The sequence below is a fragment of the Larkinella fluvii genome, assembly GCF_051857545.1.
Lineage (GTDB): Bacteria > Bacteroidota > Bacteroidia > Cytophagales > Spirosomataceae > Larkinella.
This window is the reverse complement of sequence record NZ_JBPZHB010000004.1, coordinates 151316-175038: the sequence shown is the minus strand read 5'-3', so window position 1 is coordinate 175038 and position 23723 is coordinate 151316. Positions and strand designations below refer to the sequence as shown.

Sequence of the window (23723 nt, the reverse complement as noted above, 5' to 3'; positions counted from 1 at the left end):
TTTAAAGTATAAAGTTTAAGGTTTAACGTGGCTAACGAGCACTTCAAACGTTAAACCTTAAACTTTAAACGTAATAATTAGTCCGCAAAAGTACGGAGAAGCAAAGGCTTAACCAACATTCGCCGTGGTATCGACCAGGCGTTTCTCCTGAGAGTGTCCCATCGATGCCCGCACGAAATGCACGAACAACGGATGCGGATCCATCACGGTGCTTCTCAACTCGGGGTGAAACTGCACACCAACGAACCACGGGTGGTTTTTCAGCTCCACAATTTCGACCAGCCCGGTTTCCGGATTGATTCCGGTTGGCACCAGCCCGGCTTTCTCAAACTGGTTGATAAATTCATTGTTAAATTCGTACCGGTGGCGGTGCCGTTCGCTGATCTGCGACTTTCCGTAAATCTGGAACGCCAGCGAGTCTTTCTTGATTTTGCAGGGATAAGCGCCCAGACGCATCGTACCGCCTTTGTTGGTCACCTTTTTCTGGCTCTCCATCATGTCGATAACCCGGTGCGATGCATTTGGGTTCATTTCCGACGAGTGGGCGTCAGACCACCCCAAAACGTTGCGCGCAAACTCGATGCAGGCACACTGCATTCCGAGGCAAATGCCCAGAAACGGTATTCCATTTTCACGGGCAAAGCGGATGGCGTTGATCTTTCCTTCGATGCCGCGTTCGCCAAAACCGGGCGCAACCAGAATGCCGTCGAGGTCCCGAAGCCGTTCCGATACCTGGTCAAAATCGCCCAGAGTTTCAGACTGAATCCACTCGACATTGACCTTGCACTCGTTCTTGGCTCCAGCGTGAATGAACGACTCGGCGATGGATTTGTAGGCATCCCGAAGCTCAACGTACTTGCCAACCAAACCGATCGTAACCGAATCCGTCGGATTTTTGAGGTGGCCCAGAAATTCCTTCCAACTATCGAGATCGGCGTCCTGGTCGTTGTACAGATCAAGCATATACAACGCCCGCTGATCCAGCTTTTCTTTCCGCATCAGCAGCGGAACGTCATAAATCGTTTCGGCGTCGATGGCTTCGATCACCGAATTCACCTGCACGTTACAGAACAGCGCAATTTTCCGGCGAATATCGGGCGGAAGCGGGTGTTCGGTGCGGCAGACGATGATGTCGGGCTGAACGCCGTTTTCGAGCAGCATCCGAACAGAGTGCTGGGTCGGTTTGGTCTTCAGCTCACCCGCCGACGCCAGGTACGGAATCAGCGTCAGGTGAATGACAAGCGTATCTTTTTCGCCCAGTTCAAACTTCAACTGCCGGACAGCCTCTACAAACGGCAGCGATTCGATGTCGCCCACACACCCACCAATTTCGGTAATGATGATGTCGTACTCACCGGTTTCGCCCAGCAGCCGGATGTTGCGTTTGATTTCGTCGGTAATGTGCGGCACAACCTGTACCGTCCGACCGAGGAAATCGCCCTTGCGTTCGCGGGTGATGACGTTGTTGTAGATTCGGCCCGTGGTGATGTTGTTGGCGCGTGACGTACGAATGTTCAGAAAACGTTCGTAGTGGCCCAAATCGAGATCGGTTTCCGCGCCGTCGTCGGTGACGTAGCATTCGCCGTGCTCGTATGGATTGAGCGTACCGGGGTCAATATTGATATAAGGATCAAACTTTTGAATCGTGACCGACAGGCCGCGAGACTGAAGCAATTTTGCAAGCGAAGAGGCAATAATGCCCTTGCCTAACGAAGAAGTTACACCGCCCGTAACGAATATGTACTTAGCGGTTTTCTGACCGGATGGAGCCATGTCTGAAAACGAAATGTGGTTGTTACGGGATGTAAAGGTAGGGAAACTTACGGAGAAAAGGTGGGTATGTGGATGGAAAAGTTACGGAAGGGTAGTAATCGGTTGAGGGTCAGCCCGTGGTGTGCTCAGGCCACGGCACCAACTTTGTTGTATTTGTTGCGGTATTCGATGGGCGACAATCCGGTGATTTTTTTGAAGATCGTCCGGAAGGCTTTGGTGTCGGAATAGCCCACGTCGTACATGATTTCGTTGATGTTCTTCTGGCTGATTTCCAGGTTCTTCTTGGCCGCTTCGATTTTTACCCGCTGGATGTATTCGGCAACGGTATTAGACGTGGCTTTCTTGAATCGCCGTTCCAGATTCCGCCGGCCCAGGGCGTGCATGTCGGCCAGTTGATCGATTGTGATTTTGTCCTGAAAATTCTTCTCGATAAACTCCTGGGCTTTCTTCACCGGTTCGTCTTCGTGTTCTTTCTGTCCCTGAAAAATCGTGAACGGCGACTGGGTTTCCCGGTCGATTTCAATGGCAAAGACTTTGGCCGACAGCACTGCAATATCGCGACCCGCGTATTTTTCGATGAGGTACAGGATCAGATTCAGGTATGAGAACGCCCCCCCGCTCGAATAAATACCCATCTCGTCGGTGATAATCCGCTCGGTAACCAGGTTCACATCGGGAAACAACTGCCGGAAATCATTCGTCGCCATCCAGTGCGTCGCACACTGGCGGCCTTTGAGCAAACCGGTCGATGCCAGTAAAAAGGCGCCCAGACACAGGCTGGCCACTTCCGACCCGCCCCGGTACTGGTCGGTGATCCACGGAATAAACTCGCGGTTTTTTTCGATGGCCAGCCGCAGATCCCCATCCAGCGCGGGAATGACGATCAAATCCGTCTTTTGCACGTCGGCCAGAACGGCATCCGCATGGGCCGTAAAAGCACCGCCACTCAGGGGCGTTTCTTTCGTCAGACCGACCAGTTGCACCCGGAACAAAGGCGGTTGGCCCTTAGCGGCAAAAAACTGATTGACCTGCGTAAACAACTGGCGGGTGCCCTCCAGGCTACCTAAAATAGCCCCTTTGGGGACTAAAATCGATATATGCTTCATGTGTCAAAAATAAGGAAAGGGATTGTCGTAATCAACCCCTTTTATTGCCGCGTTTGCCCCCTGCCGGTGTCAACTCATTCCCGTACGTTTGTACTATACGCAAGGCGGAAATAACCGCATGACTCTAACCACTCCAACCATGGCAACTTTCAATCCGTATCTGAATTTTAATGGCAACACCGAAGAAGCGTTTACGTTCTACAAGTCGGTTTTTGGGGGTGAATTTATCGCGCTCCAACGTTTCAAAGACACGCCCGAAGGCGCAAAACTCTCGGCCACGGAGGCTGAGAAAATCATGCACATTGCCTTGCCGCTCGGACCCGGAACGCTCCTGATGGCAACCGATGCCCTCGAATCGATGGGTCATACCGTAACCATGGGGAGCAATTTCTATCTTTCCATCGATGCCGACAGCAAAGAAGAAGCGGACCGCCTGTACGAAAAACTTTCGGCAGGCGGAGTAGCCGTGATGCCGATGAAAAAAGAATTTTGGGGCTCTTATTTTGGCATGTTGACCGATTCTTTTGGCATTCAATGGATGATCAGTTTCGATGAAAAACCGGCCGCCTGACCAATTAACGAACAGTAACAACAACCTTCCTCTTTTTAAAAACCAGCAGAGCCCGGTTTGAAGCCGGGCTCTGTTCCACAGATGATTACGACCGACTGAATCATGAGAAAGGTGAAATTACAGATGCAAATGACCCTCGATGGCTTCGTGGCCGGCCCAGCGGGCGAACAGGACTGGATGGTCTGGAATTGGGATGCGGTTCTGAATCAGTATGCCGCCGATCTCGCCAACTCTGCCGACACGATGCTGATTGGCCGCATGACCTACGAGGGCATGGCGAATTACTGGCCGAATGCCGCCACCAACCCCGACGCCAATCTGGATGACCTGGCCTTTGCGCACCAGATGAACGAAATCGATAAAGTGGTTTTTTCATCGACGCTTTCAACGGTTGAGTGGAAAAATGCCCGGTTGACTCAAAAAAGCCCCGTCGAAGAATTGGCCGAGCTAAAAGCACAGCCGGGCAAAGACCTGATTATGTATGGGGGAGCCCGCATCGTTTCGGCTTTTATTCAACACAACCTGATCGATGAATACCATCTTTTTATCAACCCCGTCGCCCTGAAAACCGGCCTGCCGATCTGGCAGGAAATGACCGACCGCATGACGCTGAAACTGGTGAAGACCACCGTCAGCAGCGTCGGCATCGTAGTTCTTTGTTACCACCCTGAACCAGCCCGGTAGGCAGTCGGCAGGATTATTGTTCTCTCCGGTATGAATCCATCCGCAGGTGTTATGGTCGAAGTTTTTAAAACCAATGTGCGGGACGCCCGGCATGCCAACCGGCTTCTTGATCTCATCCATCAAACATTTACGCAGTATACCGCCAATTTTGATCTGGACGATTGTGACAGGATTCTGCGCATCCACTCGTCAACCGGTTTGGTCGAACCGCGTTTCGTGATTTCGCTGGTGCAGGATTTCGGGTTTACGGCGGAGGTCTTGCCGGACGATGCTCCCCTTCACTCACCGGATTTTTTAGTCCGGAACCGACTCCATACCGGAACTCACGAGTAAAATCAGGGGCCATTTTGTTTATAGGTACGGTACACAGCCGTCACTCATCGCAGCCTCCCATGCGCCACCTCGCTCTCTTTTTAAAAAACCGGCTCGGTCTGAAACTGGGCTTTTTTCTTGCCTTGTCGGCCTTCCTGTTCCTGGCGAGTTATCAGTCGAACGACGATAAAAACCGTACCTGGAGCCTCTACAAAGCCGACGCCGAAAGCACGAGTTATTCCGAACTCAATCAAATTACGACCCACAACGTCAGCCAGTTGCAACTCGCCTGGACGTTTCACCCGAACGACGCCCAGGCCGGTGCGCGGCCCGGCAACAGTGAGTGCAACCCCATCATCATCGACGGTGTTTTATACGCCACATCGGCCCGGCACCGGGTTTATGCCGTCGATGCCGCCACCGGCAAGCAAAAATGGTCGTTCGATCCGTTCGATGGCGGAGTGGGCGGGGGCGTCAGCCGGGGCGTTACGTATTGGGAAGATGGCGCCGACAAACGGATTCTGGTAACGGGTGGCGATGTGCTGTTCGCATTGGATGCCCGCACGGGGAAACCGGTTCCGGGCTTCGGAAAAAACGGGCAGGTGAGCATGAACGTCGGGTTGCGCGATGCTCCCGAAACCATTTCGGTCATACCGACATCGCCCGGCATCGTCTACCAGGATTTGCTGATCATGGGGGCCGAAGTGTCGGAGCTGTACGGGGCGCAACCCGGCTACATCCGGGCCTACAACATCCGAAACGGAAAACTCGAATGGACGTTTCACACCATTCCGCTGCCCGGCGAACCCGGCTACGAAACCTGGCCCAAAGAAGCGTATCAATACGCTGGTGGCGTCAACGACTGGGCGGGCATGAGCGTGGACACCCGGCGCGGCATGGTGTTTCTGGCCCTGGGCTCCCCTTCCTACGATTTTTACGGCGCCGACCGCAAAGGCAAAAATCTGTACGGCAATAGTGTGGTGGCCCTCGATGCCAAAACCGGAAAATACCGCTGGCATTTCCAAACCGTCCACCACGATTTGTGGGATTATGACCTTCCCGCTCCGCCCAATCTGGTCACGGTGGAACGCGATGGCCCCGATGGTCGGCCCCGGAAAATTGACGCCGTGGCCCAGGTGACCAAACACGGTTTTGTGTTCGTCTTCAACCGGGAAACGGGTGAACCGTTATTTCCGATTGAAGAACGAAAGGTGCCGATGTCTCACCTCCCTGGCGAAGAAGCCTGGCCCACGCAGCCTTTTCCGCTGAAACCCAAACCGTTTGCCCGACAACATATGACGGAAGCGGATTTGACCCGGTATTCGACGGCGGGGCATGACTCCATCGTTAAAAAATTCCGGTCGATGCGCTACGAAGGGCTCTTCACCCCACCGGATCTGAAAGGCACGTTGATGCTGCCCGGAACCCGGGGCGGTGCCGAATGGGGTGGCGCGGCCTATGACCCAGCCACGAGCGTATTGTATGTCAAGTCGAACGATTCGCCGGAAATTCAGTCGATGCAAAAAGTCGATCTTGAAAAAGAAGCCAAAGACCAGACGGTTTTTGCCCAGGGAAAAACGCTCTACATGACGTATTGCGTGAGCTGCCATGGAAAAGACAAAAACGGCGACGAACCCACCTATCCATCGCTGACCGGCCTTCGAAACCGGATGACGCGCGAGGCTGCGCTGGCCAAAATCAAACAGGGTGGCGGCAAAATGCCAGCTTTCGCCAGCATAATTAAGGGGAAAGAACAAGGCATCATCGCTTTCCTGTTCGACCGGGAAAAGAATTCGGGTAAAGCCACCAAAATGGAAACCGGTCAGACCCTGGCGGGTGCCGATAAATACCTGAATCTGACGGCCTACGGTCATTTCCGGGATCCAAACGGACATCCGGCCATCAAACCGCCCTGGGGAACTCTCAACGCGATCAACCTGACTACCGGCGATTACGTCTGGCAGATTCCGCTGGGGAATCATCCGGAATTACAGGAAAAAGGGGCGGCCGAAACCGGACTGGAAGGTTCTGCCGGCCCCATCGTCACCGCCGGTGGGCTGGTTTTTATCAGCGGCACCCGGGATCAGAAATTAAAAGCCTTCGACAAATCGACGGGCAAACTGGTGTGGGAAACCGCGCTCCCGGGTGTTGCCAACGCAACCGCCTGTACGTATTTCAGTGGCAACCGGCAATTTGTCGCACTCTCGGTTGGCGGAAGCAAAGAAAATCCCGCCGGTTCTATTATGGCGTTTGCCCTACCAAAATGAGAGACTCAACTTTCTGAAAAGTTATAATTATACAGACTCAATTCGATTTTCCGACCAGTTTCCACCGGTACACACCGCCAATCTTTTCAATGCCCCAGTAATCGAATGAGCCACTGGCCCGGTCGCCAAACGTGTCGAGGCCCGTCGGGCCGGTTGCTCCCACATAGGCGTTGGCCTGCGTCACAAACTGACTTTCCAGGGCGTTGAGATCGGACGGAACGCCATTGCTGGCTTCAATCGTTTTGGCAATGACCCACATCGCATCGTACACCGCAATGCCGAACGCATCGGCGTCGATACCGGTTTTGGTTTTTATCCGGGCAATCAGGGGTTCCCAGGCGGTTTTATACGCATCCGGCAAACCGAAGGTCGGCGTAAAAAACTGCGTGCTAATCGCAAAATCAGCGGCATCCGGATCGCCAATCAGGGCAGCACTCAGCGCCACGCCATCCCCACCATACCAGCGCACGGAACTCAGAACCGGGTCCGCAGCCGCCTGCTTGAACAAACCGACACATTCGTCGAAAGAAGCCAGATAAACGCCGACTTTGTCAGCACCGTAGGTGGTGGTGAATGCGGAAATCTGGGCTTTGATCGCGGCAATTTCCGCCGTAAAATCACTGATCGAGGTGCCATAGGGCGTCAATGCCTGAACCGTCCCGCCCAAGGTGGTAAAGGAAGAACCCGTCGACGTTTGCAAGCCTTTGTTGCCGGCATCATCGCGGGCAATCGTTACCAGTCCGCGAATGCCTTGCTCGTAGATGGTTTTGGCAATGGCGGCTCCCTCAATTTTGTCGGCCGGGCAAAACCGGAAAACCGGGTCGTCGGCAATGGCCAGACTTCCCGCCGTACTGCCCTGGCTGATCACGAGGCTGTTGTAGGAACTGGTGAGGGGCAACAGAGCCGCCAGCTCGGCACTGGACTGTGGCCCGATGAAAAACCGGGTTCCGGCACCAGCCGCTGCGGTAAAAAAACCAACCGCTTTTTCGGCTTCCAGTTGTGTGTCGTAGCCCGTAACGCTGAGCCGGAAGCTGCTGCCTTTGCCCGCAAAATAGCTATTGATGTCTTCCTCCGCAATTTCCATCGCGGCCTGGGTGGTGATTCCGAGGGATGACCAGTTTCCGGTCAGCGACGAAAGCCCGCTGATGTTGATGGTAACCGGTTGCAGGTGATCGTCAACCGAACACCCGGCGAAAAGAAATAAGATAAAAACAAATGCGGAAGCGGTCAGGTTTTTTAGGATGTTCATATGAGTTTAATTTTGCCGAAAATATACGACATATTACACTCATAATCATACCTAATACAACAATAGACTTGTCTGACAACCGGCGTATTTACGGTATTATTTAAATTACTTACTAAATGGCATAAGCGGTTTCACCTTTCAGAGTATTTACCTCAACTTAACCGGTCCTTAAAGCTTTCATACCCGTAGGTTTTCACCAGCCGGAAGGTATCATCTTCCTGCCAGATGCCGATGGAGGGCAGATTGACGCCGTTGAACGTGCTCGTTTTCACCATTGTGTAGTGAATCATGTCATCGAAAACGATTTTATCTCCGATCTGAAGCGGTTCATCAAAACTGTAGTCGCCCATGAAGTCCCCCGCCAGACATGTCATACCGCCCAGGCGATAGGTTGGTTTCCCCGAAACCGGTTCGTGGTATGAATTCAGAATCCGGGGTTTATACGGCATTTCGAGCGTGTCGGGCATGTGGGCGGCAAAGGAAGTGTCGAGAATGGCCACCTGAATCCCCTGGCTGTCAATCACATCCAGAACCGACGACACCAGTACCCCGGTCTGCCACCCAATGGCCGAACCCGGTTCCAGAATGACCTCGACCTGGTATTTTTCCCGGAACGCTTTCAGCAAGCCGATCAGGTGTTCGGTGTTGTAGCCTTCCCGTGTCATGAGGTGTCCTCCGCCCATGTTGACCCAACGCGCCTGGTGAAGCAGGTCACTAAAGCGGCTTTCCAGTGCTTCCAGCGTGCGTTCGAGCGTGTAGGAATCGTTTTCGCAGAGCGTATGAAAATGAATGCCTTCCATCCCGTCCGGCAGCCGGTCGCCGATCAGATTCCGCGTCACGCCCAGCCGCGAGCCCGGCACACAGGGATTGTACATATCCGTGGCGACCTCCGAATACTGCGGATTGACGCGAATGCCGCAGGAAACACCCGACCCGATCGCCCGGTTTTTAAACCGCTCCCACTGGCTCAGCGAATTGAACGTCAGGTGACTGCTTCGTTCGAGAACTTCGTCAAATTCATCGTCGCGAATGGCCGGAATATAGGTATGCGCCTGAACACCCAGGTATTCGTTGACCAGCTTGATTTCGTTGAGAGAACTTGCCGTGGCACCCGACAGGTATTGCTTCACCAGCGGGAAAGCACTGTACATCGAGAAGCCTTTGAGAGCCAGAATAATCTGAACCCCAGCCTGTTGCTGTACACTATCAATAAGTTCTAAATTGGTGCGGAGTTTGGTCTCTTCCAGTACAAAACAGGGCGAGGGAATTTGGGAGTAGTCGATCATCAGGGATGGAGACGCCACATGAAGGCGGTTTTTAATCACAAAAATAGCGAAAACAGCGGTTTTGTTCAGCATAAAAAATGCCCGCCGGTTGGTAACCGGCGGGCATGCTGTCAAAAGTGTGGATGCGTTATTCCAGGGCAAACACCACGGGTAACGTAAACCGAACCCGCACCGGCCGACCCGATTGCTTGCCGGGTTGCCAGGGCGGCATCTTCTTCACGACCCGCAGGGCTTCTTCATCACAACCAAATCCGATTCCTTTAACAACGTTCACATCGACAATGCTCCCATCCGTGTTCACCACAAATTGGAGATACACTTTTCCGGAAATGCTTGCCCGGGAAGCGGCCGGCGGATAGCGCAGGTTTTTTTCCAGGAATTCAGCCATTTTCCGCATACCGCCCGGAAACTGGGGGTCTTGTTCCACTTTTAAAAATACCTCATCCGGTTTGCGTTCCACTTCAATCGATTTTTCCACCGGTGCCGGACCTGCCGTTTCCGTGGGGGCTTCGATCACATCCAGCGCGTTGGGGTCGCCCTCCTGGGTTTTATCACTCGACACCTTGTCTTCCAGGTCCTCCACCGTCGGCACCGTTACATCATCGGGCGCTTCGGTCACCACCTCCGGGGGTAGATTTCGCACCGTGGGCAGTTGCACGGGAATCTCCACTTTCGGCGGAATTACCACGGGCGGCTCTTCCTGCGGTAAGGTTCTGATGTCTTCCAGCGTCACTTCATTCATAAACTGATCCGGCGTCTCGGCCGGTTTCAGCCGGTTATAGAGCGTTGGTGTGGCCAAAGCGGCCCAAAACAAGGCAATTCCCAACCACAGCGCCCGGTTGGCACTGCGCTGGTAGACCTGGCGCAAATCGTAGGCGCCATACAATTTGTTGCGGTTTTCAAACACGATGTCGTCGAGCGTTGCGACGTTTAGCTGTTCGGGTGTCATAGCCAGATCGGAGTTAATGATTGATACAAATATATATAAGTAAACTATATATAAAAGTCACAGGTAATTTATTTTATTTTCTTTCCCCTATCTTTCCCTACCATACCGCTGATTTTTGTGCCATGAAAGTCGAAGGATACCGATACCGGTGTAGTTCCCCTGCACATTCCATTGTGTTGTCCCTATTTCTGTTGTTGTACTTATGTCCAACGCTTTCACTGGCTCAGCCCCGGGGCGTGGCCACCTCAAAGCGGTTTCTGGATTCACTGCAACGGGAAACGTTTCTGTATTTCTGGGAACTGGGTAACAATCCAAACGGGCTGATTCCCGACCGATATCCATCGCCCTCGTTTGCAAGCATTGCCGCCACTGGCTTTGGGCTTACGGCCTACCTGGTGGGTGTCGAGCGGGGGTATGTAAGTCGCCAGCAGGCCGCCGAACGAACGCTTCGAACCCTGCGCTTTTTTAATTACGCCCCCCAATCGGCCGATGAAAAAAACGCAACCGGCTACCACGGTTTTTTCTACCATTTTCTGGATATGAAAACCGGGCTGCGTTTCAAACAGGTGGAGTTGTCGACCATTGACACAGCCTTACTACTGGCCGGGATGCTGAGCAGTCAGTCATATTTTGATCAAAACACGCGGGTAGAGAAGGAAATCCGGATGCTGGTCGACCGGATCTATCGCCGGGTCGACTGGACCTGGATACAGGTCCGCAAACCGCTGGTGTCGATGGGCTGGCACCCCGAAAGCGGTTTTATCAAATCTGACTGGAAAGGCTATAATGAAGCAATGATCCTGTATGTGCTGGCCCTGGCCTCACCCACCTATCCGATTGGGCCCGAAGCCTGGACGACCTGGACGGCGTCCTACGAATGGAAAGAATTCAAGGAGTATACCCACGTTAACTTTGAGCCGCTGTTTGGGCATCAGTATTCGCACATCTGGATTGATTTCCGCAGTATTCAAGACGCTTACATGCGTCAGCGGGGAATTGATTATTTTGAGAACAGCCGCCGGGCCACGCTCGCCAACCGCGCTTATTGCATCGAAAATCCCGGAGGATTTACCGGCTATGAAACCGACCTCTGGGGCCTGACCGCCAGCGACGGCCCGAAAGATACGCTGATCAACGGACGACAGTTTTTCTCCTACCGCGCCCGGGGTGCAGCCGCAACACAGATCGTCGATGATGGGACGATTGCGCCCACGGCAGCCGGTGGGTCGATGCCGTTTACGCCGGAAGAAAGCATCCGGGCGCTCCAGTTAATGAAATACCGCTATGGAAAAAAGATCTACGGTCCCTACGGTTTCAAGGACGCCTTCAACCTTTCTTACCCCGGCCAGTGGTTTGACCAGGATTACCTCGGCATCGACAATGGCCCGATTCTGCTGATGACCGAAAACTACCGCACCAACCAGATCTGGAACCTCATGATGCGCAACCCCATCATCCGGCGGGGCTTGTTACGAGCCGGTTTTCGGGGAGGATGGCTGAGGAATTAAGAGTTATGAGTGAAGAGTGAAAAGTTAATGGTCCTGGTAATTACCACGCGTCAGCCAACTCTTCACTCATAACTCTTCACACTTAATTTTCTACGCTCAGCGGCTGATTGATTTGGTCCTGAACTGGCAGGCCCTGTTTGTTCATTTGTTCGATGAACGGATCGGGGTCGAGTTCTTCGCAGTTCCAGACGCCGGGCTGCATCCAGACGCCTTTCAGCATCAGCATGGCACCGATCATGGCCGGGACACCCGTGGTGTAGCTCACCGCCTGCCCCCGAACTTCCTTATAGGTCTCGGCGTGGTCGCAGTTGTTCCAGATGAAATACGTTTTTTCATGGCCGTCCTTGATGCCTTTGATCTGGCAACCGATCGAAGTCTGCCCCGTGTAGTTTTCTCCCAGGGAGTCGGGAGCCGGCAACACGGCTTTCAGAAATTCCAGCGGCACAATATCGATTCCCTGAAACTGGATCGGTTTGATGCTGGTCATGCCCACGTTTTCCAGCACCTGAAGGTGGGTGATGTAAGCCTGCCCGAACGTCATCCAGAACCGGGCGCGTTTCAGCGTCGGGAAGTTTTTAACCAGTGATTCGAGTTCTTCGTGGTAGAGCACGTACGACTCTTTTGGGCCTATCTCGGGGTAAACGATCGGTTTATGAATCGACATGGCTTCGATTTCGATCCATTCGCCGTTTTCCCAATACCGCCCAGGCTGCGTTATCTCCCGGATGTTGATTTCGGGATTGAAATTGGTGGCAAATGCCTTGCCGTGGTTCCCCGCATTGCAATCGACAATGTCCAGGTAGTGCATCTCGTCGAAGTGGTGCTTGGCTGCGTAGGCCGTAAACACCTGCGTGGCGCCCGGATCGAAGCCACAACCCAACAGCGCCATAATACCGGCTTCCTTAAACCGCTCCTGATAGGCCCATTGCCAGCTATATTCGAACTTGGCGACATCTTTCGGCTCGTAATTGGCGGTGTCCATGTAGTGCGTCCGGGTTTCCAGACAGGCATCCATGATGGGCAAATCCTGATAGGGCAAGGCGACATTGATAACCAGATACGGCTGGAACTGCTTGATCAGCTTGACCATTTCGGCCACCACGTCGGCATCGACCTTCGCCGTTTTGATTTCCACGCCGTGCATTTCCCGAATTTCGGCGGCAATTTTATCGCACTTGGAAAGTGTCCGGCTGGCCAGCATAATGTCTGTGAAGACGTCCGCATTCAACGCACATTTGTGCGCAACGACACTCCCGACTCCGCCGGCACCAATAATCAGCACTTTAGCCATTTGATTTCGTATAACTGTTTAAGATTTGTTACGTTCTGCGGATTTTCATCAGTCCGATACTACCGGCAGAAACCAACAAACAGGGTTGAACAAATTCGCGCAAAGATAGCCAGCCCGGCCGCGTTGTTGACAGAATTTCCGGAAAAAGATTGAACGGGGTCATTAAAAAAGATTCCGGTTTTTGATTTGGACACCACCCGCCGGTATAGTATATTTGGTAGATAGGCAAAAGTCTATTTTTGCAACAAAACCCTCCCCAACGCGATGAAACTGAAGAGTTCTACCGGTTCATTTGAACTATCGATCAAAGGCTACGGTGTGAAAGCAACCAACTGGCGGGAACGCAACAGCCTGCTCTGCGAACTGTCGACCGAATGGCAAAAAGAATCCTATACCCAATCGGCACCGCTGCAAACCTACGAAATCAAGCGGCTGATCAACGGTCTTAAACTGCTCTGGAGCCGCGCTATCAATCACGTCACGGTCTCGTTTTCGGAACCGGGCCTGAACGTCGAAGCCTCTTCCCTGCCCAATGAACAGTACCGGCTGCAAATTCAGTTGGACGGCACCCTAACGCCATCCTGGCATCCTTACCCCGATTTTCCACTCCTGATGGATGTTACCTTAACCCGGTTCCAACTGCGCGAAGCCATCCGGGATTTAGTCAATCAACTGGCCCTTTTTCCGGAGCGTTAAGTCAAATTATACAAATTTGATCGGGTTACCGTTTTCTAGCTTTTCCCATTTTTTTGTCTGACAATTCTCAAAAACAAAAACCGTTTAGTCGAAAACACCTACCTTTGCTTCCGATACGAAATCAAGTTTAGCTTTAAAACCAAACCGAAATGGGGCCTGTTTGCCCCCGGACGTTTAAGCCTAGTGGAATGATAGAAGTTCGGAAAAGGAGTCGCACACAGACTATGGCGCGCATACTTCAGGCTGTAGGGGAAGTGATTTCTGAACGGGGCGTCAACCGGGTTGGAATCAACGCGGTAGCCGAAAGAGCGGGAGTCAATAAGGTGCTTATTTACCGGTATTTTGGAGGCTGGGAGGGTCTGATGGAACGGTTTCTGCACGAAGGCCATTTTCTGACCGATTACAACCAGCAGTTTCTGGCTAAACACCCGGAAACCGATCCAACCGTCAAAAAACAAACCCGGGTCGACTACCTGGTTGGACTGCTGCGCGAGTTGAAAGGACGGATGCCGGCTCAGGAAATGCTCAAATGGGAAATCAGCAATCCGGGTTCCTACCTGAGTCAGCAGTTGGCAATTGCCCGTAACGAATCATTTCAGAAGGTTCTCGACCAGTTTTTTACCAACGACAAGGAGGACCAGAGCGCCGTGACCGCCATTCTGGTTTCGGGCATCACCATGCTCCTGCTCATTGCCCCCAATCAGAACCATTTTATGACCCTTGATTTGCAATCGGACGAAGGCTGGAAGCGGATCGAACGCGCCATTCACCGAATTTGCGATACACTCACCCCCTGACTTTCGCACCCTGACAGCGCCGGGCTATCGTACAGTCGTAGACCCTGTCAGCGGTGCGAAAGTCAGGGTGCGTCACGGTTTTTGGTGCATCAAATCCTCAATTTCTTCGATTTCGATTGGGATCGAATCCATCAGGTCGATGTTTCCGGTTTCCGTTATCAGAAGATTGTTCTCCAGCCGGATGCCCAAACCTTCTTTGCGTATATAGATGCCCGGTTCACAGGTAAATACCATTCCGGCTTCGAATTTGCGGTATTTGTTACCCACATCATGCACATCCAGACCGAGGAAATGGGAAGTTCCGTGCATGAAATACTGGCGGTACAGCGGATTGTCAGGGTCCTGTTTTGCCACCTCCTGCCGGTCGAGCAGGCCCAGCCCGATCAGTTGCGACTCCATGATGCGGCCGACTTCCTTGTGGTAATCGTCCCAGACATTGCCCGGCACCAGCAGTTTTTTCGCTTCCTTCATCACATGCAGCACCGCCTGATAAACGGCTTTCTGCCGCTCCGTAAACCGCCCGTTCACCGGCAGACTGCGCGTCAGGTCGGCGTTGTAATTTGCGTATTCAGCGGCCACGTCCAGCAAGATGACTTCCCCGTCCTGGCATGGGCGGTTGTTCTCGATATAGTGCAAAACACAGGCGCTGGCCCCGGATGCGATGATTGGCGTATAGGCAAACCCCTGCGACCGCTGCCGGACAAATTCGTGGAGCAGTTCGGCTTCAATTTCGTACTCCCACACACCGGGTTTGATGAAAGGCAACAGCCGCCGAAAACCAGCTTCCGTAATCCGGATTGCTTCGCTGAGCAGGGCCACTTCCTCCGGCTGTTTGATCGCCCGAAGAAAATGCATCAACGGCGCCAGTCGCTCATACCGGTGAAGCGGGTATTTTTCCCGAAACTGGCGGATGCCCCGGGCTTCGCGACTTTCCACCTCCGACGAGTTCCGGGTGTGTTCGTTGGTGTTCAGATAAATGTGTTCAGCCTCAAAAACCATCTGGATAAACACACGGTCGAATTCGTGCGTCCAGAAAACCGACTTCCGGGAAATGCCCGAGGTTTGCTCCGCTTCTTCCTTGGTCAGCTTATGCCCTTCCCAGATTTCAATCAGCTCGCTCGTTTCCCGCAGAAACAGAACTTCGCGAAACCGCTCGTCCGGATGATCGGGAAACAACACCAGAATGGTTTCTTCCTGATCGACGCCGGAAAGGTAAAAGAGGTCGTTATTCTGCCGGAAACCCATCGTACCGTCGGCATTGGTCGGCATGATGTCGTTGGCGTTCAGAACCACGACGGATTTGGGTTTCAATACTTCCGCCAGCCGTCGGCGGTTTCGGATAAACAATTCGTTGCTGATGGGTGTATACTTCATGCGGAGTAAGGTTTCAAATCGCCCAATTCGGTAATATCAATATGATTTTGTATATTAATGCCTAAAATTGATGCTTTCGTTTCAATGAAAAAAATTGTTGCGCTTCTTTTTGGGATCACGCTCTTCGGAGCCGGTATCACAAACGCCCAATCCAAATACTGGATTACCCTGAAGGACAAGCCTTCTGCTGAAAAACCGTCGCTTTCTCCCCTCACCCTCTCCAATCGCCAGTCGATGGGGCTCCCCGTCGACGAAACGGACCTGCCGCTCAATCCGGCCTACTTGCAGGCTCTCTCCCACCATGGCGTTCGTCCGCTCTTCCGTTCACGCTGGCTCAATGCGGTTTCGGCCGAACTGACCGCCGGACAGGCGCAACAAGTGAAGGCCTTGTCGTTTGTGAAGGACCTTGTTCCCATTGATCAGCACCTTGTCATCAACAGCATCGATCACGACATTTCAAAGGTGCAGATGGCACCGGTGATGTCGCAAATTCAGGCGGAGGTGTTCGGTCGCGCTGGCATGACGGCCCGAAATGTAACCATCGGCGTGATCGATGCGGGGTATTTCGGAGCAGATTCGGCCAGTGCCTTGAAACACATTTTTCAGCGAAACGGGATCAGGGAAGTGCGCGACTACGTCAATACCAGTCGCCCCCGCAACGCCTTTTTCGGTTCACTCGAAACCCTCTCCGACTTTCACGGCACGGAAGTGATGGCCGCCATTTCGGGCCACGATCCCAACGAAAATATTCAGTACGGTTTAGCCACCGATGCCACCTTCTACCTCGCCCGTACCGACCACGGTGCCCGCGAATTTCGGGGCGAAGAAGACAACTGGATTGCTGCCATGGAGTGGATGGACAGCCTGGGCGTGCGCATCATCAACACCTCGCTGGGCTATGCCAAAGGCTTTACGAACCCCAAAGAAAACTACCAGCCCAACCAGATGGACGGCCACACGAGCCTGATCAGCAAAGCCGCTCAACTGGCCGCCGACAAAAAGGGCATCCTGGTCATCGTTTCGGCCGGCAACGAGGGCGACGACCGCTCCTGGCGCATCATTTCAACCCCGGCCGACGCACAAGGCGTGCTGGCCGTGGGAGCCACCAACAACAAGGTCTGGAACCGCATTGGCTACAGCAGCATTGGACCGGAATTTCTCCCCTATCTGAAACCGAACGTTTCCTGTTTTTCGCTGTATGGCACCTCGCTTTCGGCTCCGGTCATCACCGGTTTTGCCGCCTGTCTGATGCAGGCCAATCCGAAGCTGACCAACAAAGAACTGATTGCCATTATCGAAAAATCGTCGCACCTCTATCCCTACGGCAACAATTACATTGGCTATGGCGTCCCGCAGGCTTCACGCGCGCTGGCGATGGCCAAGGGGCAGACATTGGCCGCTTCGGCAAAATCCATTAAAGTGACGGGCAAAACGTATTCGCTGCCGCTGCCCGACTATGCCGATGTATCGGTGTCTGTTTTCCACAAAAAAGATGATACCCGCGTTCTGCAACAGGAATCGATGCGGGTTCAGAACGGCGCGATTCTGCTGCGCCGGAATCACGACGAAAAACGGACAACGGTGGATTTAAAGAAGGAAGTTGTCGAAATTATCTGGCAGTAAATGGGCAGTTTCCACGGTCTTCCAACCGTGGAAACCTCACAGATATTTCCCCGGCCCCAGGTAATTTTTCACGTAATCCTCAATACCGGCTTCCAGCGATCGAAACGGCTGGGAATACCCGATGGAGCGCAGTTTGCTCATCGTGGCCTGCGTATAATACTGATATTTGTCACGGATGTCTTCGGGCGTGTCGATGAACTCGATCTGGGGCGTCACGCCCATGGCCTGAAAGGTGTTGTTGGCCAAATCCAGGAAGGTTCGGGCTTTGCCGCTGCCGAGGTTGTAGATCCCGGAGTTCCGGCGGTGGTGCATCAAAAACATACAGACCTCCACAACGTCCTTCACATAAATGAAATCGCGCATCTGTTCACCGTCTGCGAAATTCGGGTGATGCGACCGGAACAATTTCATCGAACCTTTTTGCTGTATCTGACAAAAGGCGTGGTAGATAACGGAAGCCATGCGGCTTTTGTGGTATTCGTTTGGCCCGTAGACGTTGAAGAATTTCAAACCGGCCCAGAAGAACGGGTGTTTTTCCTGTTCCAAAACCCAGATATCAAACTCGTTTTTGGAGTCGCCGTAGGGATTGAGCGGTTTTAGCTGCGGAATAAGCGATTCATTGTCATCGTAGCCCAATTCGCCCAGCCCGTAGGTAGCCGCCGAGGATGCATAGACCAGCGGAATCTGGTACTCGATGCATTTCTGCCAGATTTTCTTGGAATACTCGACATTGAGGTGTTCGAAAATACTGCGGTCAAACTCCGTCGTGTCGGTTCGGGCACCGATGTGGAATAAAAATTCAATCTCATGGTAATTGTTGTCCAGCCAGTCGAAAAACGCTTCCCGGTCGACCCGTTCAAGAATGCGTTTTTCTTCCAGATTGGCCAGCTTGTCGTCCCGTGAAAAATCATCCACAGCAATGATAGCATTGAAATTTTCCTGATTCAGTCTTGAAATCAGACAGCTTCCGATGAAGCCTGTAGCGCCCGTAACAATGATCATACTCCGTAGAAATTGAGCAACGATTGTTTTAGGTTAGATTAAAATTACGTGTTAACATCCTAAATAGGGTGTAAAGTTAGGATAATTCACTACACCAACCAATCCACGTTTTGATGAAAAAATAGAAATATTCCAATATTGATTTTCCTGCATGGCCGTAAAACCGCTCTATTTTGTTCACCAATGCGGAAGCGCAGTCGGTTAAAATTTGGATTTTTATTAACGCTCCGAAGGCCGTAATTTTGCAACCAAATCAAGTGGTGGTATAAAACCTACCCGAAACGACGAATCGCCCCGGCGATGGTGAATAATGGTATATATTAGCAGAAAAGAGCATTTTAACGCAGCCCACCGGTTATTTAACCCGGCCTGGTCTGACGAGAAAAATAAAGAAGTATTTGGTCCGTGTGCCAATGTGAACGGACATGGTCACAACTTTGAGTTAATTGTAACCGTCAAAGGGGAACCCAATCCTGACACGGGTTTCGTCATCGACCTGAAAGTGCTGGGCGATCTGGTGAAAACCGAAGTGATCGACAAGGTCGATCACAAAAACCTCAACCTGGATGTCGATTTCATGCAGGGAAAAATGGCTAGTTGTGAGATCTTTATCGTCGAAATCTGGAAAATTCTGGATCGCGCCCTAGGTCAGCTTACCGAAGCCCGGCTTCACCGCATCCGCTTATACGAGACCCCGAAAAATTACGTGGATTATTATGGGGAATAACCGATGACGTACTACCTCATTGCCGGAGAGCGCTCCGGCGACCTCCACGGCGGCAATCTGATTAAAGCCATACACCACCACGACCCCAATGCCCGCTTTCGGGCCTGGGGTGGTGAGCAAATGGAAGAAGCCGGAGCCACACTCGTCCGGCACTATCGCTCAATGGCGTTCATGGGCTTTCTCGAAGTGGTTCAAAACCTGGGAACCATCCGGAAAAACCTGCGTGATTGCCAGCGGGATTTGCTTGAAACCCACCCAGATGTTTTGATTCTGATCGATTACGCCGGTTTTAACCTGCGGATGGCTACCTTTGCCAAAAAGCACGGCATTCCGGTTTTCTATTACATCTCGCCCAAAGTATGGGCCTGGAACCAGAAACGCGCTTTAAAAATCAAGGCGGTGGTAGACCGGCTTTTTGTCATTTTTCCGTTTGAAGTGGCGTTTTACCAGCAATACGACTACCCGGTCGATTACGTCGGCAACCCGTTGATGGACGCCATTGCCGCCTTCCGACCTGACCCGGTTTTCCGGCAAAAGAACCAGTTGGGTGACAAACCAATCATTGCCCTTCTGCCCGGCAGCCGTCATCAGGAAGTGTCGCTGCTGCTGCCCGCCATGCTGGAAACCGTCCGGCACTTCCCCAATCACCAGTTTGTGGTTTCCGGCGTCAGCAATCTGCCGAAATCCCTCTACGAAACCTTGCTGAAAAACGCGCCGGATATACCGGTCGTGACCGACGCAGCCTACGATTTGCTGGCGGTTGCGGAGGCCGCTTTGGTTACTTCGGGAACAGCCACGCTGGAAACCGCCCTACTGAATGTGCCTGAAGTGGTTTGCTACAAAATGTCGTGGGTGACCTTTCAGGTCGCCAGTCGGCTCATTGCGGTGCCTTTTATATCGCTGGTCAACCTCATTCTGGGTCGGGAAGCCGTCAAAGAGTTGAAGCAGTATGAACTGACCACAGAACGTCTGGTTGATGAACTGACGAAAATTCTCCCCGGCGGATCAGATCACGACCGACAACGGGCTGATTACGCGGAATTGCGGGAGAAAGTGGGTGGACCGGGCGCATCGGATCGCGCGGGGGAACTGATGGTGAAGTATTTACGAAATTAAGCCAGTCTCTTCATACCGCTTCAGCCATTCCTTCCGCTGACCCTGAATCTGGCTGAAAAACTCATAAATCGGGCGCATATCTTTCTGGTAGTCGCCGGTCATATACATCGGTTCACTCAGAACAACGGCTTTCCGGGGATAGTCGATTCCGGTAAGGATGATGGGAACGTCAGCCTTCAGGGCAATGTAGTAAAAGCCGGTTTTGAGCCGCTCCACATCGCTGCGGGTGCCTTCGGGGGGAATGCAGATGTGCAGGTACTCGTTTTGGATAAAGACATCCACAATCGCATCCACCAGGTTGTTGGCCCGGCTCCGGTTGACGGGTTTGCCTCCCAGAAGCCGGAAAAACCAGCCGGCATACCACGTAAACAATTCTTTTTTAGCCAGATACTGAATCCAGACGCGCGTTGTTGCCCGCGCTCCCACGCCCACCGGAAAATCCCAGTTGGTATTGTGCGGAGCCAGGACCCAAATCGCTTTGGGAAGATCCGGAACCACGCCGAGAAGTTTCCATCCGGCTACTTTATAGAGCCACCGGGCCAGTGCGCTAAACATATCCTCTAAAACCGTCTACGTTGAGGGCGGCAATTTTAAGAAAAAACAAACGGTTTGGGGCTAAAACACAGGACAAAAATGAGCAAAGCCAGCCAGCCGAGTACCACCCGACCGGTTCCTAATGGCTGATCGTCCTCCGTATCGGGGTGGTAAACGCCCAGAAAACGCCCCAGAATCAGAATAAATAACAGAAACCCGGGATAACCTTCGGCCGCCGGAAAGAAGAACGAGATTAAAAACTGACCAGCCACCACACTCAACGCCAGCGTCAGGGCTGTCATCCGGTTTTCGCTGATACTCTGAAAACTGACGAACAACCCGATGACATACAACACCAGATAACCCAGTTCGTTGGTAAAAACGCCGTCGTTGGCGACGATGAAATCGGAGGGTTTGATGAAGCCCAATCCGGCATAAAACGCAAAGCCCACCAGCAAAACCGGCGCAATCATCCGAAACGCCCGGCGGCCAATCAGGCTGTACAGCACGTGACCGCCGTCCAGTTGACCAATCGGAATCAGGTTGAGTGACGTAAAAAACAGGGCAAAATAACCCGCCATCAAATACGGATAATGGATCATTTCGTAGGGATGCGGCAAACGGGCCGGGTCGGCAACGTAGGTTTTGAAAAACCAGAACAAGAGGTTATCCCCCAACTGAATCGCACTCTCGGGCGGCAGGTTTTTATAAACGTATTGACCGAAAGCCAATCCGTATTTCTGGTATTCGGGGTGAATCGAAAAGATGTGTTCCGGTGGTGGCAAATGTGTAAAACCGTACCAGAGAACGATGAGTGCCAGCACAAATCCGGCTAATGGCCCGGCAATGCCAATATCGAAGAATTTCTTGCGGCTGTTGATGAAATCCTGGATCCGGATAAAAGCTCCCAGCGTGCCAAGCGTTTGCCCGAAACCGAACCACATCGGAATGTAGTAAGGCAAGGTGACCCGGACGTGGTGGTACCGGGCCATAAAAAAATGTCCGAATTCGTGAACCGTCAGAATGGCCAGAAACGGAATTGAATAGTGAAGCCCATCCCAGAATTCCGGCCAGCCAATACCGTGTTTCGGATCCAGAAAAGAACGGCCATACATCCATTCTGCACCAGCCGCAGTTGTTGAAATCAGGGTAAGAACAAAAAGGCTAGCTTGAATGAGGTATGTCCTCGTTGGTGGATTCATCGCGAAGATAATCAAGAATCGACAGGGGCGGTTGCACCTGCACAGCATGGATACCTAACTCAGCCGCCGAGCGAATGTTGTGCGGATTGTCATCTAAAAACAGGGTTTCTTCGGCCACCAGACCGGAGGTAGTCAGCACATGCCGGTAAATTGCGGGCGAGGGTTTGGCCATTTTCACCTCGTAGGAGTAGTAGACCCGCTCAAAAAGTTCTTCCAGCGACGGTTGCCCCAGCTCCATGAAGATTTTATTGACGCCCTGAATGTGAATGGCACTGGTGTTGCTCAACAGAAACAGCCGGTATTTTCCGTGCAGTTCCCGGATGCGGTCGACCCGTTCAACGGGCAAATCGAGCAAAACCGTGTTCCAGGCGGTATCGATCACCTCGTCGGCCCAGCTATCATTTTTGAGCAGGTCGCGGACGTGCTGCCGAAAACCGGCATCGTCGATCAACCCGGTTTCGTAGTGCATCGTCAGGCCGTGTTCCTTCCACAGTGCTTCCACAGCCTCTTCACTCATGCCCGAAAGCGAAGCGAAATTGCGGATGGGCGCGCGCAGATCGATGGGAATAATGACGTCGCCGAGGTCGAAAATGATATTTTTAATACCCGGTTTTAAGACACCTGCCATAGAATTTACCATTATTCGACCACAACCCCCATTGAACAGAATTTCTCAATCCGCTGATCGATGCGTTCTTCGGGCGTAAACTGGTTGAGTTCCTCAATTTTCTCCAGAATGGTTTTTTTAATCCGTCGGGCCATTTCGGCATGGTCGGTATGGGCTCCTCCTTCGGGCTCCTCGATGATGCCATCCACGAGCTTATTTTTTTCCATATCCCGCGCCGACAGCTTCATGGCTTCGGCCGCCTGCTCCTTATAATCCCAGCTACGCCAGAGAATGGTCGAGCAGTTTTCGGGCGAAATCACCGAATACCAGGTATTTTCGAGCATCAGAACCCGGTCGCCAATGCCGATTCCGAGCGCACCGCCCGAAGCACCTTCGCCGATGACGATGCAGATCACCGGCACCTGAAGCATGAACATTTCCTTGAGGTTGCGGGCAATGGCTTCGCCCTGCCCCCGTTCTTCAGCCTCCAGCCCCGGATAAGCACCCGGCGTGTCGATCATCGTCACGATGGGTTTATTGAATTTCTCGGCCAGTTTCATCAGCCGAAGGGCTTTGCGGTAGCCTTCCGGGTTGGCCATGCCAAAGTTGCGTTGCTGGCGCTGCTTGGTGTTTCGCCCTTTCTGCTGACCGATCAGCATGACCGTCTGGCCATCCATTTCGACAAAACCGCCGACCATCGCGGGGTCATCCCGAACGGTTCGATCACCATGCAGTTCAACAAACTGATCGCCCATCAGGGAAATGTAATCGAGCGTGTAGGGCCGGTCGGGATGGCGGGAAAGTTGGACGCGCTGCCAGCGGGTAAGGTTCTCAAAAATTTCCTTGCGGAGTTTTTCAATACTGATTTCCAGTGACGCTACAGCACCAGTAACATCTACGTTACTGGTTTCGGCCAGTTTCTTCATTTCGACCAGTCGTACTTCTAAATCGGCTATAGGTTTTTCGAAGTCCAAATACGTCCTCATTCAAGAATTGGTTGTCTGCTGCCCATTTAAGGTGTCGTCATCCGGTTTCATTTGATCCAAAAC

Annotated in this window: 22 protein-coding genes; 10 read left to right on the top strand and 12 right to left on the bottom strand. The window is 52.6% G+C overall.

Going from position 1 to position 23723, the window contains the following annotated elements; all coding sequences use genetic code 11:
• Positions 1 to 108: 108 nt before the first annotated feature.
• The gene (gene pyrG, locus ACS5NO_RS11090; protein ID WP_150875166.1) at positions 109 to 1773 is read right to left on the bottom strand and encodes a CTP synthase; all 1665 of its coding nucleotides are present in this window, start codon (positions 1771 to 1773) and stop codon (positions 109 to 111) included.
• Positions 1774 to 1898: 125 nt separating this feature from the next.
• Complete coding sequence (locus ACS5NO_RS11085) at positions 1899 to 2879, bottom strand: GlxA family transcriptional regulator (protein WP_439415217.1); 981 nt, start codon at positions 2877 to 2879, stop codon at positions 1899 to 1901.
• 139 nt (positions 2880 to 3018) lie between these two features.
• Here ACS5NO_RS11085 and ACS5NO_RS11080 point away from each other — a divergent pair, with 139 nt between their 5' ends.
• The 4 genes from ACS5NO_RS11080 to ACS5NO_RS11065 all read left to right on the top strand — a co-directional run bounded on the left by ACS5NO_RS11080 (position 3019) and on the right by ACS5NO_RS11065 (position 6713).
• A complete protein-coding gene (locus ACS5NO_RS11080) occupies positions 3019 to 3450 on the top strand; it encodes a VOC family protein (RefSeq protein WP_439415216.1) in 432 nt (143 codons plus the stop codon).
• A gap of 102 nt (positions 3451 to 3552) precedes the next feature.
• On the top strand, positions 3553 to 4134 hold the full coding sequence (locus ACS5NO_RS11075) for a dihydrofolate reductase family protein (RefSeq protein WP_439415215.1): 582 nt from the start codon (positions 3553 to 3555) through the stop codon (positions 4132 to 4134).
• Positions 4135 to 4164: 30 nt separating this feature from the next.
• Positions 4165 to 4467 (top strand): hypothetical protein, encoded by a 303-nt coding sequence (locus ACS5NO_RS11070; RefSeq protein WP_439415214.1) that lies wholly within the window; start codon positions 4165 to 4167, stop codon positions 4465 to 4467.
• A gap of 59 nt (positions 4468 to 4526) precedes the next feature.
• Positions 4527 to 6713, top strand: coding sequence for an outer membrane protein assembly factor BamB family protein (locus ACS5NO_RS11065; RefSeq protein WP_439415213.1), 2187 nt, complete (start codon positions 4527 to 4529; stop codon positions 6711 to 6713).
• 37 nt (positions 6714 to 6750) lie between these two features.
• On the opposite strand, the gene ACS5NO_RS11060 is transcribed toward ACS5NO_RS11065, so the two are convergent.
• From ACS5NO_RS11060 to ACS5NO_RS11050, 3 genes are all read right to left on the bottom strand, one after another.
• Positions 6751 to 7962: an ABC transporter substrate-binding protein gene (locus ACS5NO_RS11060; RefSeq protein WP_439415212.1), complete on the bottom strand. Its 1212-nt coding sequence runs from the start codon at positions 7960 to 7962 to the stop codon at positions 6751 to 6753.
• Positions 7963 to 8114: 152 nt separating this feature from the next.
• Positions 8115 to 9248, bottom strand: a complete 1134-nt coding sequence (gene nspC / locus ACS5NO_RS11055) for a carboxynorspermidine decarboxylase (RefSeq protein WP_439415632.1) — start codon at positions 9246 to 9248, stop codon at positions 8115 to 8117.
• Between the two features lie 127 nt (positions 9249 to 9375).
• Complete coding sequence (locus tag ACS5NO_RS11050) at positions 9376 to 10197, bottom strand: energy transducer TonB (RefSeq protein WP_439415211.1); 822 nt, start codon at positions 10195 to 10197, stop codon at positions 9376 to 9378.
• Positions 10198 to 10319: 122 nt separating this feature from the next.
• On the opposite strand from ACS5NO_RS11050, the gene ACS5NO_RS11045 reads away from it, so the two are divergent.
• The gene (locus ACS5NO_RS11045) at positions 10320 to 11705 is read left to right on the top strand and encodes a glucoamylase family protein (RefSeq protein WP_439415210.1); all 1386 of its coding nucleotides are present in this window, start codon (positions 10320 to 10322) and stop codon (positions 11703 to 11705) included.
• 82 nt (positions 11706 to 11787) lie between these two features.
• On the opposite strand, the gene ACS5NO_RS11040 is transcribed toward ACS5NO_RS11045, so the two are convergent.
• Positions 11788 to 12996, bottom strand: coding sequence for a saccharopine dehydrogenase family protein (locus tag ACS5NO_RS11040; protein WP_439415209.1), 1209 nt, complete (start codon positions 12994 to 12996; stop codon positions 11788 to 11790).
• A gap of 264 nt (positions 12997 to 13260) precedes the next feature.
• On the opposite strand from ACS5NO_RS11040, the gene ACS5NO_RS11035 reads away from it, so the two are divergent.
• Positions 13261 to 13692, top strand: a complete 432-nt coding sequence (locus ACS5NO_RS11035) for a WapI family immunity protein (RefSeq protein WP_138990488.1) — start codon at positions 13261 to 13263, stop codon at positions 13690 to 13692.
• A 224-nt stretch (positions 13693 to 13916) separates the two neighbouring features.
• Positions 13917 to 14489, top strand: a complete 573-nt coding sequence (locus ACS5NO_RS11030; protein ID WP_439415208.1) for a TetR family transcriptional regulator — start codon at positions 13917 to 13919, stop codon at positions 14487 to 14489.
• 72 nt (positions 14490 to 14561) lie between these two features.
• Here the strand turns inward: ACS5NO_RS11030 and ACS5NO_RS11025 are convergent, their stop codons facing one another.
• Complete coding sequence (locus ACS5NO_RS11025; protein WP_439415207.1) at positions 14562 to 15863, bottom strand: aminopeptidase P N-terminal domain-containing protein; 1302 nt, start codon at positions 15861 to 15863, stop codon at positions 14562 to 14564.
• 84 nt (positions 15864 to 15947) lie between these two features.
• Between ACS5NO_RS11025 and ACS5NO_RS11020 the strand changes: the two genes are divergently transcribed.
• Positions 15948 to 17486, top strand: a complete 1539-nt coding sequence (locus tag ACS5NO_RS11020) for a S8 family serine peptidase (protein ID WP_439415206.1) — start codon at positions 15948 to 15950, stop codon at positions 17484 to 17486.
• 36 nt (positions 17487 to 17522) lie between these two features.
• On the opposite strand, the gene rfaD is transcribed toward ACS5NO_RS11020, so the two are convergent.
• Positions 17523 to 18488, bottom strand: a complete 966-nt coding sequence (gene rfaD / locus ACS5NO_RS11015) for an ADP-glyceromanno-heptose 6-epimerase (protein WP_439415205.1) — start codon at positions 18486 to 18488, stop codon at positions 17523 to 17525.
• Positions 18489 to 18798: 310 nt separating this feature from the next.
• Here rfaD and ACS5NO_RS11010 point away from each other — a divergent pair, with 310 nt between their 5' ends.
• On the top strand, positions 18799 to 19215 hold the full coding sequence (locus ACS5NO_RS11010; protein WP_439415204.1) for a 6-pyruvoyl trahydropterin synthase family protein: 417 nt from the start codon (positions 18799 to 18801) through the stop codon (positions 19213 to 19215).
• A gap of 3 nt (positions 19216 to 19218) precedes the next feature.
• Positions 19219 to 20331, top strand: coding sequence for a lipid-A-disaccharide synthase (gene lpxB, locus ACS5NO_RS11005; protein WP_439415203.1), 1113 nt, complete (start codon positions 19219 to 19221; stop codon positions 20329 to 20331).
• On the opposite strand, the gene ACS5NO_RS11000 is transcribed toward lpxB, so the two are convergent.
• Genes ACS5NO_RS11000 through ACS5NO_RS10985 form a run of 4 tightly spaced genes read right to left on the bottom strand, consistent with a single transcriptional unit; the run spans position 20320 to position 23660 of the window.
• Positions 20320 to 20886, bottom strand: coding sequence for a 1-acyl-sn-glycerol-3-phosphate acyltransferase (locus ACS5NO_RS11000; protein ID WP_439415202.1), 567 nt, complete (start codon positions 20884 to 20886; stop codon positions 20320 to 20322). The two genes, lpxB and ACS5NO_RS11000, sit on opposite strands and share 12 nt — an antisense overlap.
• A 35-nt stretch (positions 20887 to 20921) precedes the next feature.
• Positions 20922 to 22067, bottom strand: coding sequence for a site-2 protease family protein (locus tag ACS5NO_RS10995; RefSeq protein WP_439415201.1), 1146 nt, complete (start codon positions 22065 to 22067; stop codon positions 20922 to 20924).
• Positions 22030 to 22695, bottom strand: a complete 666-nt coding sequence (locus ACS5NO_RS10990; protein ID WP_439415200.1) for an HAD family hydrolase — start codon at positions 22693 to 22695, stop codon at positions 22030 to 22032. Before ACS5NO_RS10990 ends, ACS5NO_RS10995 begins: the two co-directional genes overlap by 38 nt.
• Before the next feature lie 11 nt (positions 22696 to 22706).
• Positions 22707 to 23660: an acetyl-CoA carboxylase carboxyltransferase subunit alpha gene (locus ACS5NO_RS10985; RefSeq protein WP_114404686.1), complete on the bottom strand. Its 954-nt coding sequence runs from the start codon at positions 23658 to 23660 to the stop codon at positions 22707 to 22709.
• Between the last annotated feature and the right edge of the window lie 63 nt (positions 23661 to 23723).

What these genes read in the sequence shown, in the direction of transcription:
- ACS5NO_RS11020 (WP_439415206.1), top strand. Translation starts at nt 15,948, where the DNA reads ATGAAAAAAATTGTTGCGCTTCTTTTTGGGATCACGCTCTTCGGAGCC.
- ACS5NO_RS11035 (WP_138990488.1), top strand. Translation starts at nt 13,261, where the DNA reads ATGAAACTGAAGAGTTCTACCGGTTCATTTGAACTATCGATCAAAGGC.
- ACS5NO_RS10995 (WP_439415201.1), bottom strand. Translation starts at nt 22,067, where the DNA reads ATGAATCCACCAACGAGGACATACCTCATTCAAGCTAGCCTTTTTGTT.
- ACS5NO_RS11085 (WP_439415217.1), bottom strand. Translation starts at nt 2,879, where the DNA reads ATGAAGCATATATCGATTTTAGTCCCCAAAGGGGCTATTTTAGGTAGC.
- pyrG (WP_150875166.1), bottom strand. Translation starts at nt 1,773, where the DNA reads ATGGCTCCATCCGGTCAGAAAACCGCTAAGTACATATTCGTTACGGGC.
- ACS5NO_RS11010 (WP_439415204.1), top strand. Translation starts at nt 18,799, where the DNA reads ATGGTATATATTAGCAGAAAAGAGCATTTTAACGCAGCCCACCGGTTA.
- rfaD (WP_439415205.1), bottom strand. Translation starts at nt 18,488, where the DNA reads ATGATCATTGTTACGGGCGCTACAGGCTTCATCGGAAGCTGTCTGATT.
- ACS5NO_RS11040 (WP_439415209.1), bottom strand. Translation starts at nt 12,996, where the DNA reads ATGGCTAAAGTGCTGATTATTGGTGCCGGCGGAGTCGGGAGTGTCGTT.
- ACS5NO_RS11060 (WP_439415212.1), bottom strand. Translation starts at nt 7,962, where the DNA reads ATGAACATCCTAAAAAACCTGACCGCTTCCGCATTTGTTTTTATCTTA.
- ACS5NO_RS11000 (WP_439415202.1), bottom strand. Translation starts at nt 20,886, where the DNA reads ATGTTTAGCGCACTGGCCCGGTGGCTCTATAAAGTAGCCGGATGGAAA.
- ACS5NO_RS11080 (WP_439415216.1), top strand. Translation starts at nt 3,019, where the DNA reads ATGGCAACTTTCAATCCGTATCTGAATTTTAATGGCAACACCGAAGAA.
- nspC (WP_439415632.1), bottom strand. Translation starts at nt 9,248, where the DNA reads ATGATCGACTACTCCCAAATTCCCTCGCCCTGTTTTGTACTGGAAGAG.
- lpxB (WP_439415203.1), top strand. Translation starts at nt 19,219, where the DNA reads ATGACGTACTACCTCATTGCCGGAGAGCGCTCCGGCGACCTCCACGGC.
- ACS5NO_RS11065 (WP_439415213.1), top strand. Translation starts at nt 4,527, where the DNA reads ATGCGCCACCTCGCTCTCTTTTTAAAAAACCGGCTCGGTCTGAAACTG.
- ACS5NO_RS11025 (WP_439415207.1), bottom strand. Translation starts at nt 15,863, where the DNA reads ATGAAGTATACACCCATCAGCAACGAATTGTTTATCCGAAACCGCCGA.
- ACS5NO_RS11075 (WP_439415215.1), top strand. Translation starts at nt 3,553, where the DNA reads ATGAGAAAGGTGAAATTACAGATGCAAATGACCCTCGATGGCTTCGTG.
- ACS5NO_RS11045 (WP_439415210.1), top strand. Translation starts at nt 10,320, where the DNA reads ATGAAAGTCGAAGGATACCGATACCGGTGTAGTTCCCCTGCACATTCC.
- ACS5NO_RS11070 (WP_439415214.1), top strand. Translation starts at nt 4,165, where the DNA reads ATGAATCCATCCGCAGGTGTTATGGTCGAAGTTTTTAAAACCAATGTG.
- ACS5NO_RS11030 (WP_439415208.1), top strand. Translation starts at nt 13,917, where the DNA reads ATGGCGCGCATACTTCAGGCTGTAGGGGAAGTGATTTCTGAACGGGGC.
- ACS5NO_RS10990 (WP_439415200.1), bottom strand. Translation starts at nt 22,695, where the DNA reads ATGGCAGGTGTCTTAAAACCGGGTATTAAAAATATCATTTTCGACCTC.
- ACS5NO_RS10985 (WP_114404686.1), bottom strand. Translation starts at nt 23,660, where the DNA reads ATGAGGACGTATTTGGACTTCGAAAAACCTATAGCCGATTTAGAAGTA.
- ACS5NO_RS11050 (WP_439415211.1), bottom strand. Translation starts at nt 10,197, where the DNA reads ATGACACCCGAACAGCTAAACGTCGCAACGCTCGACGACATCGTGTTT.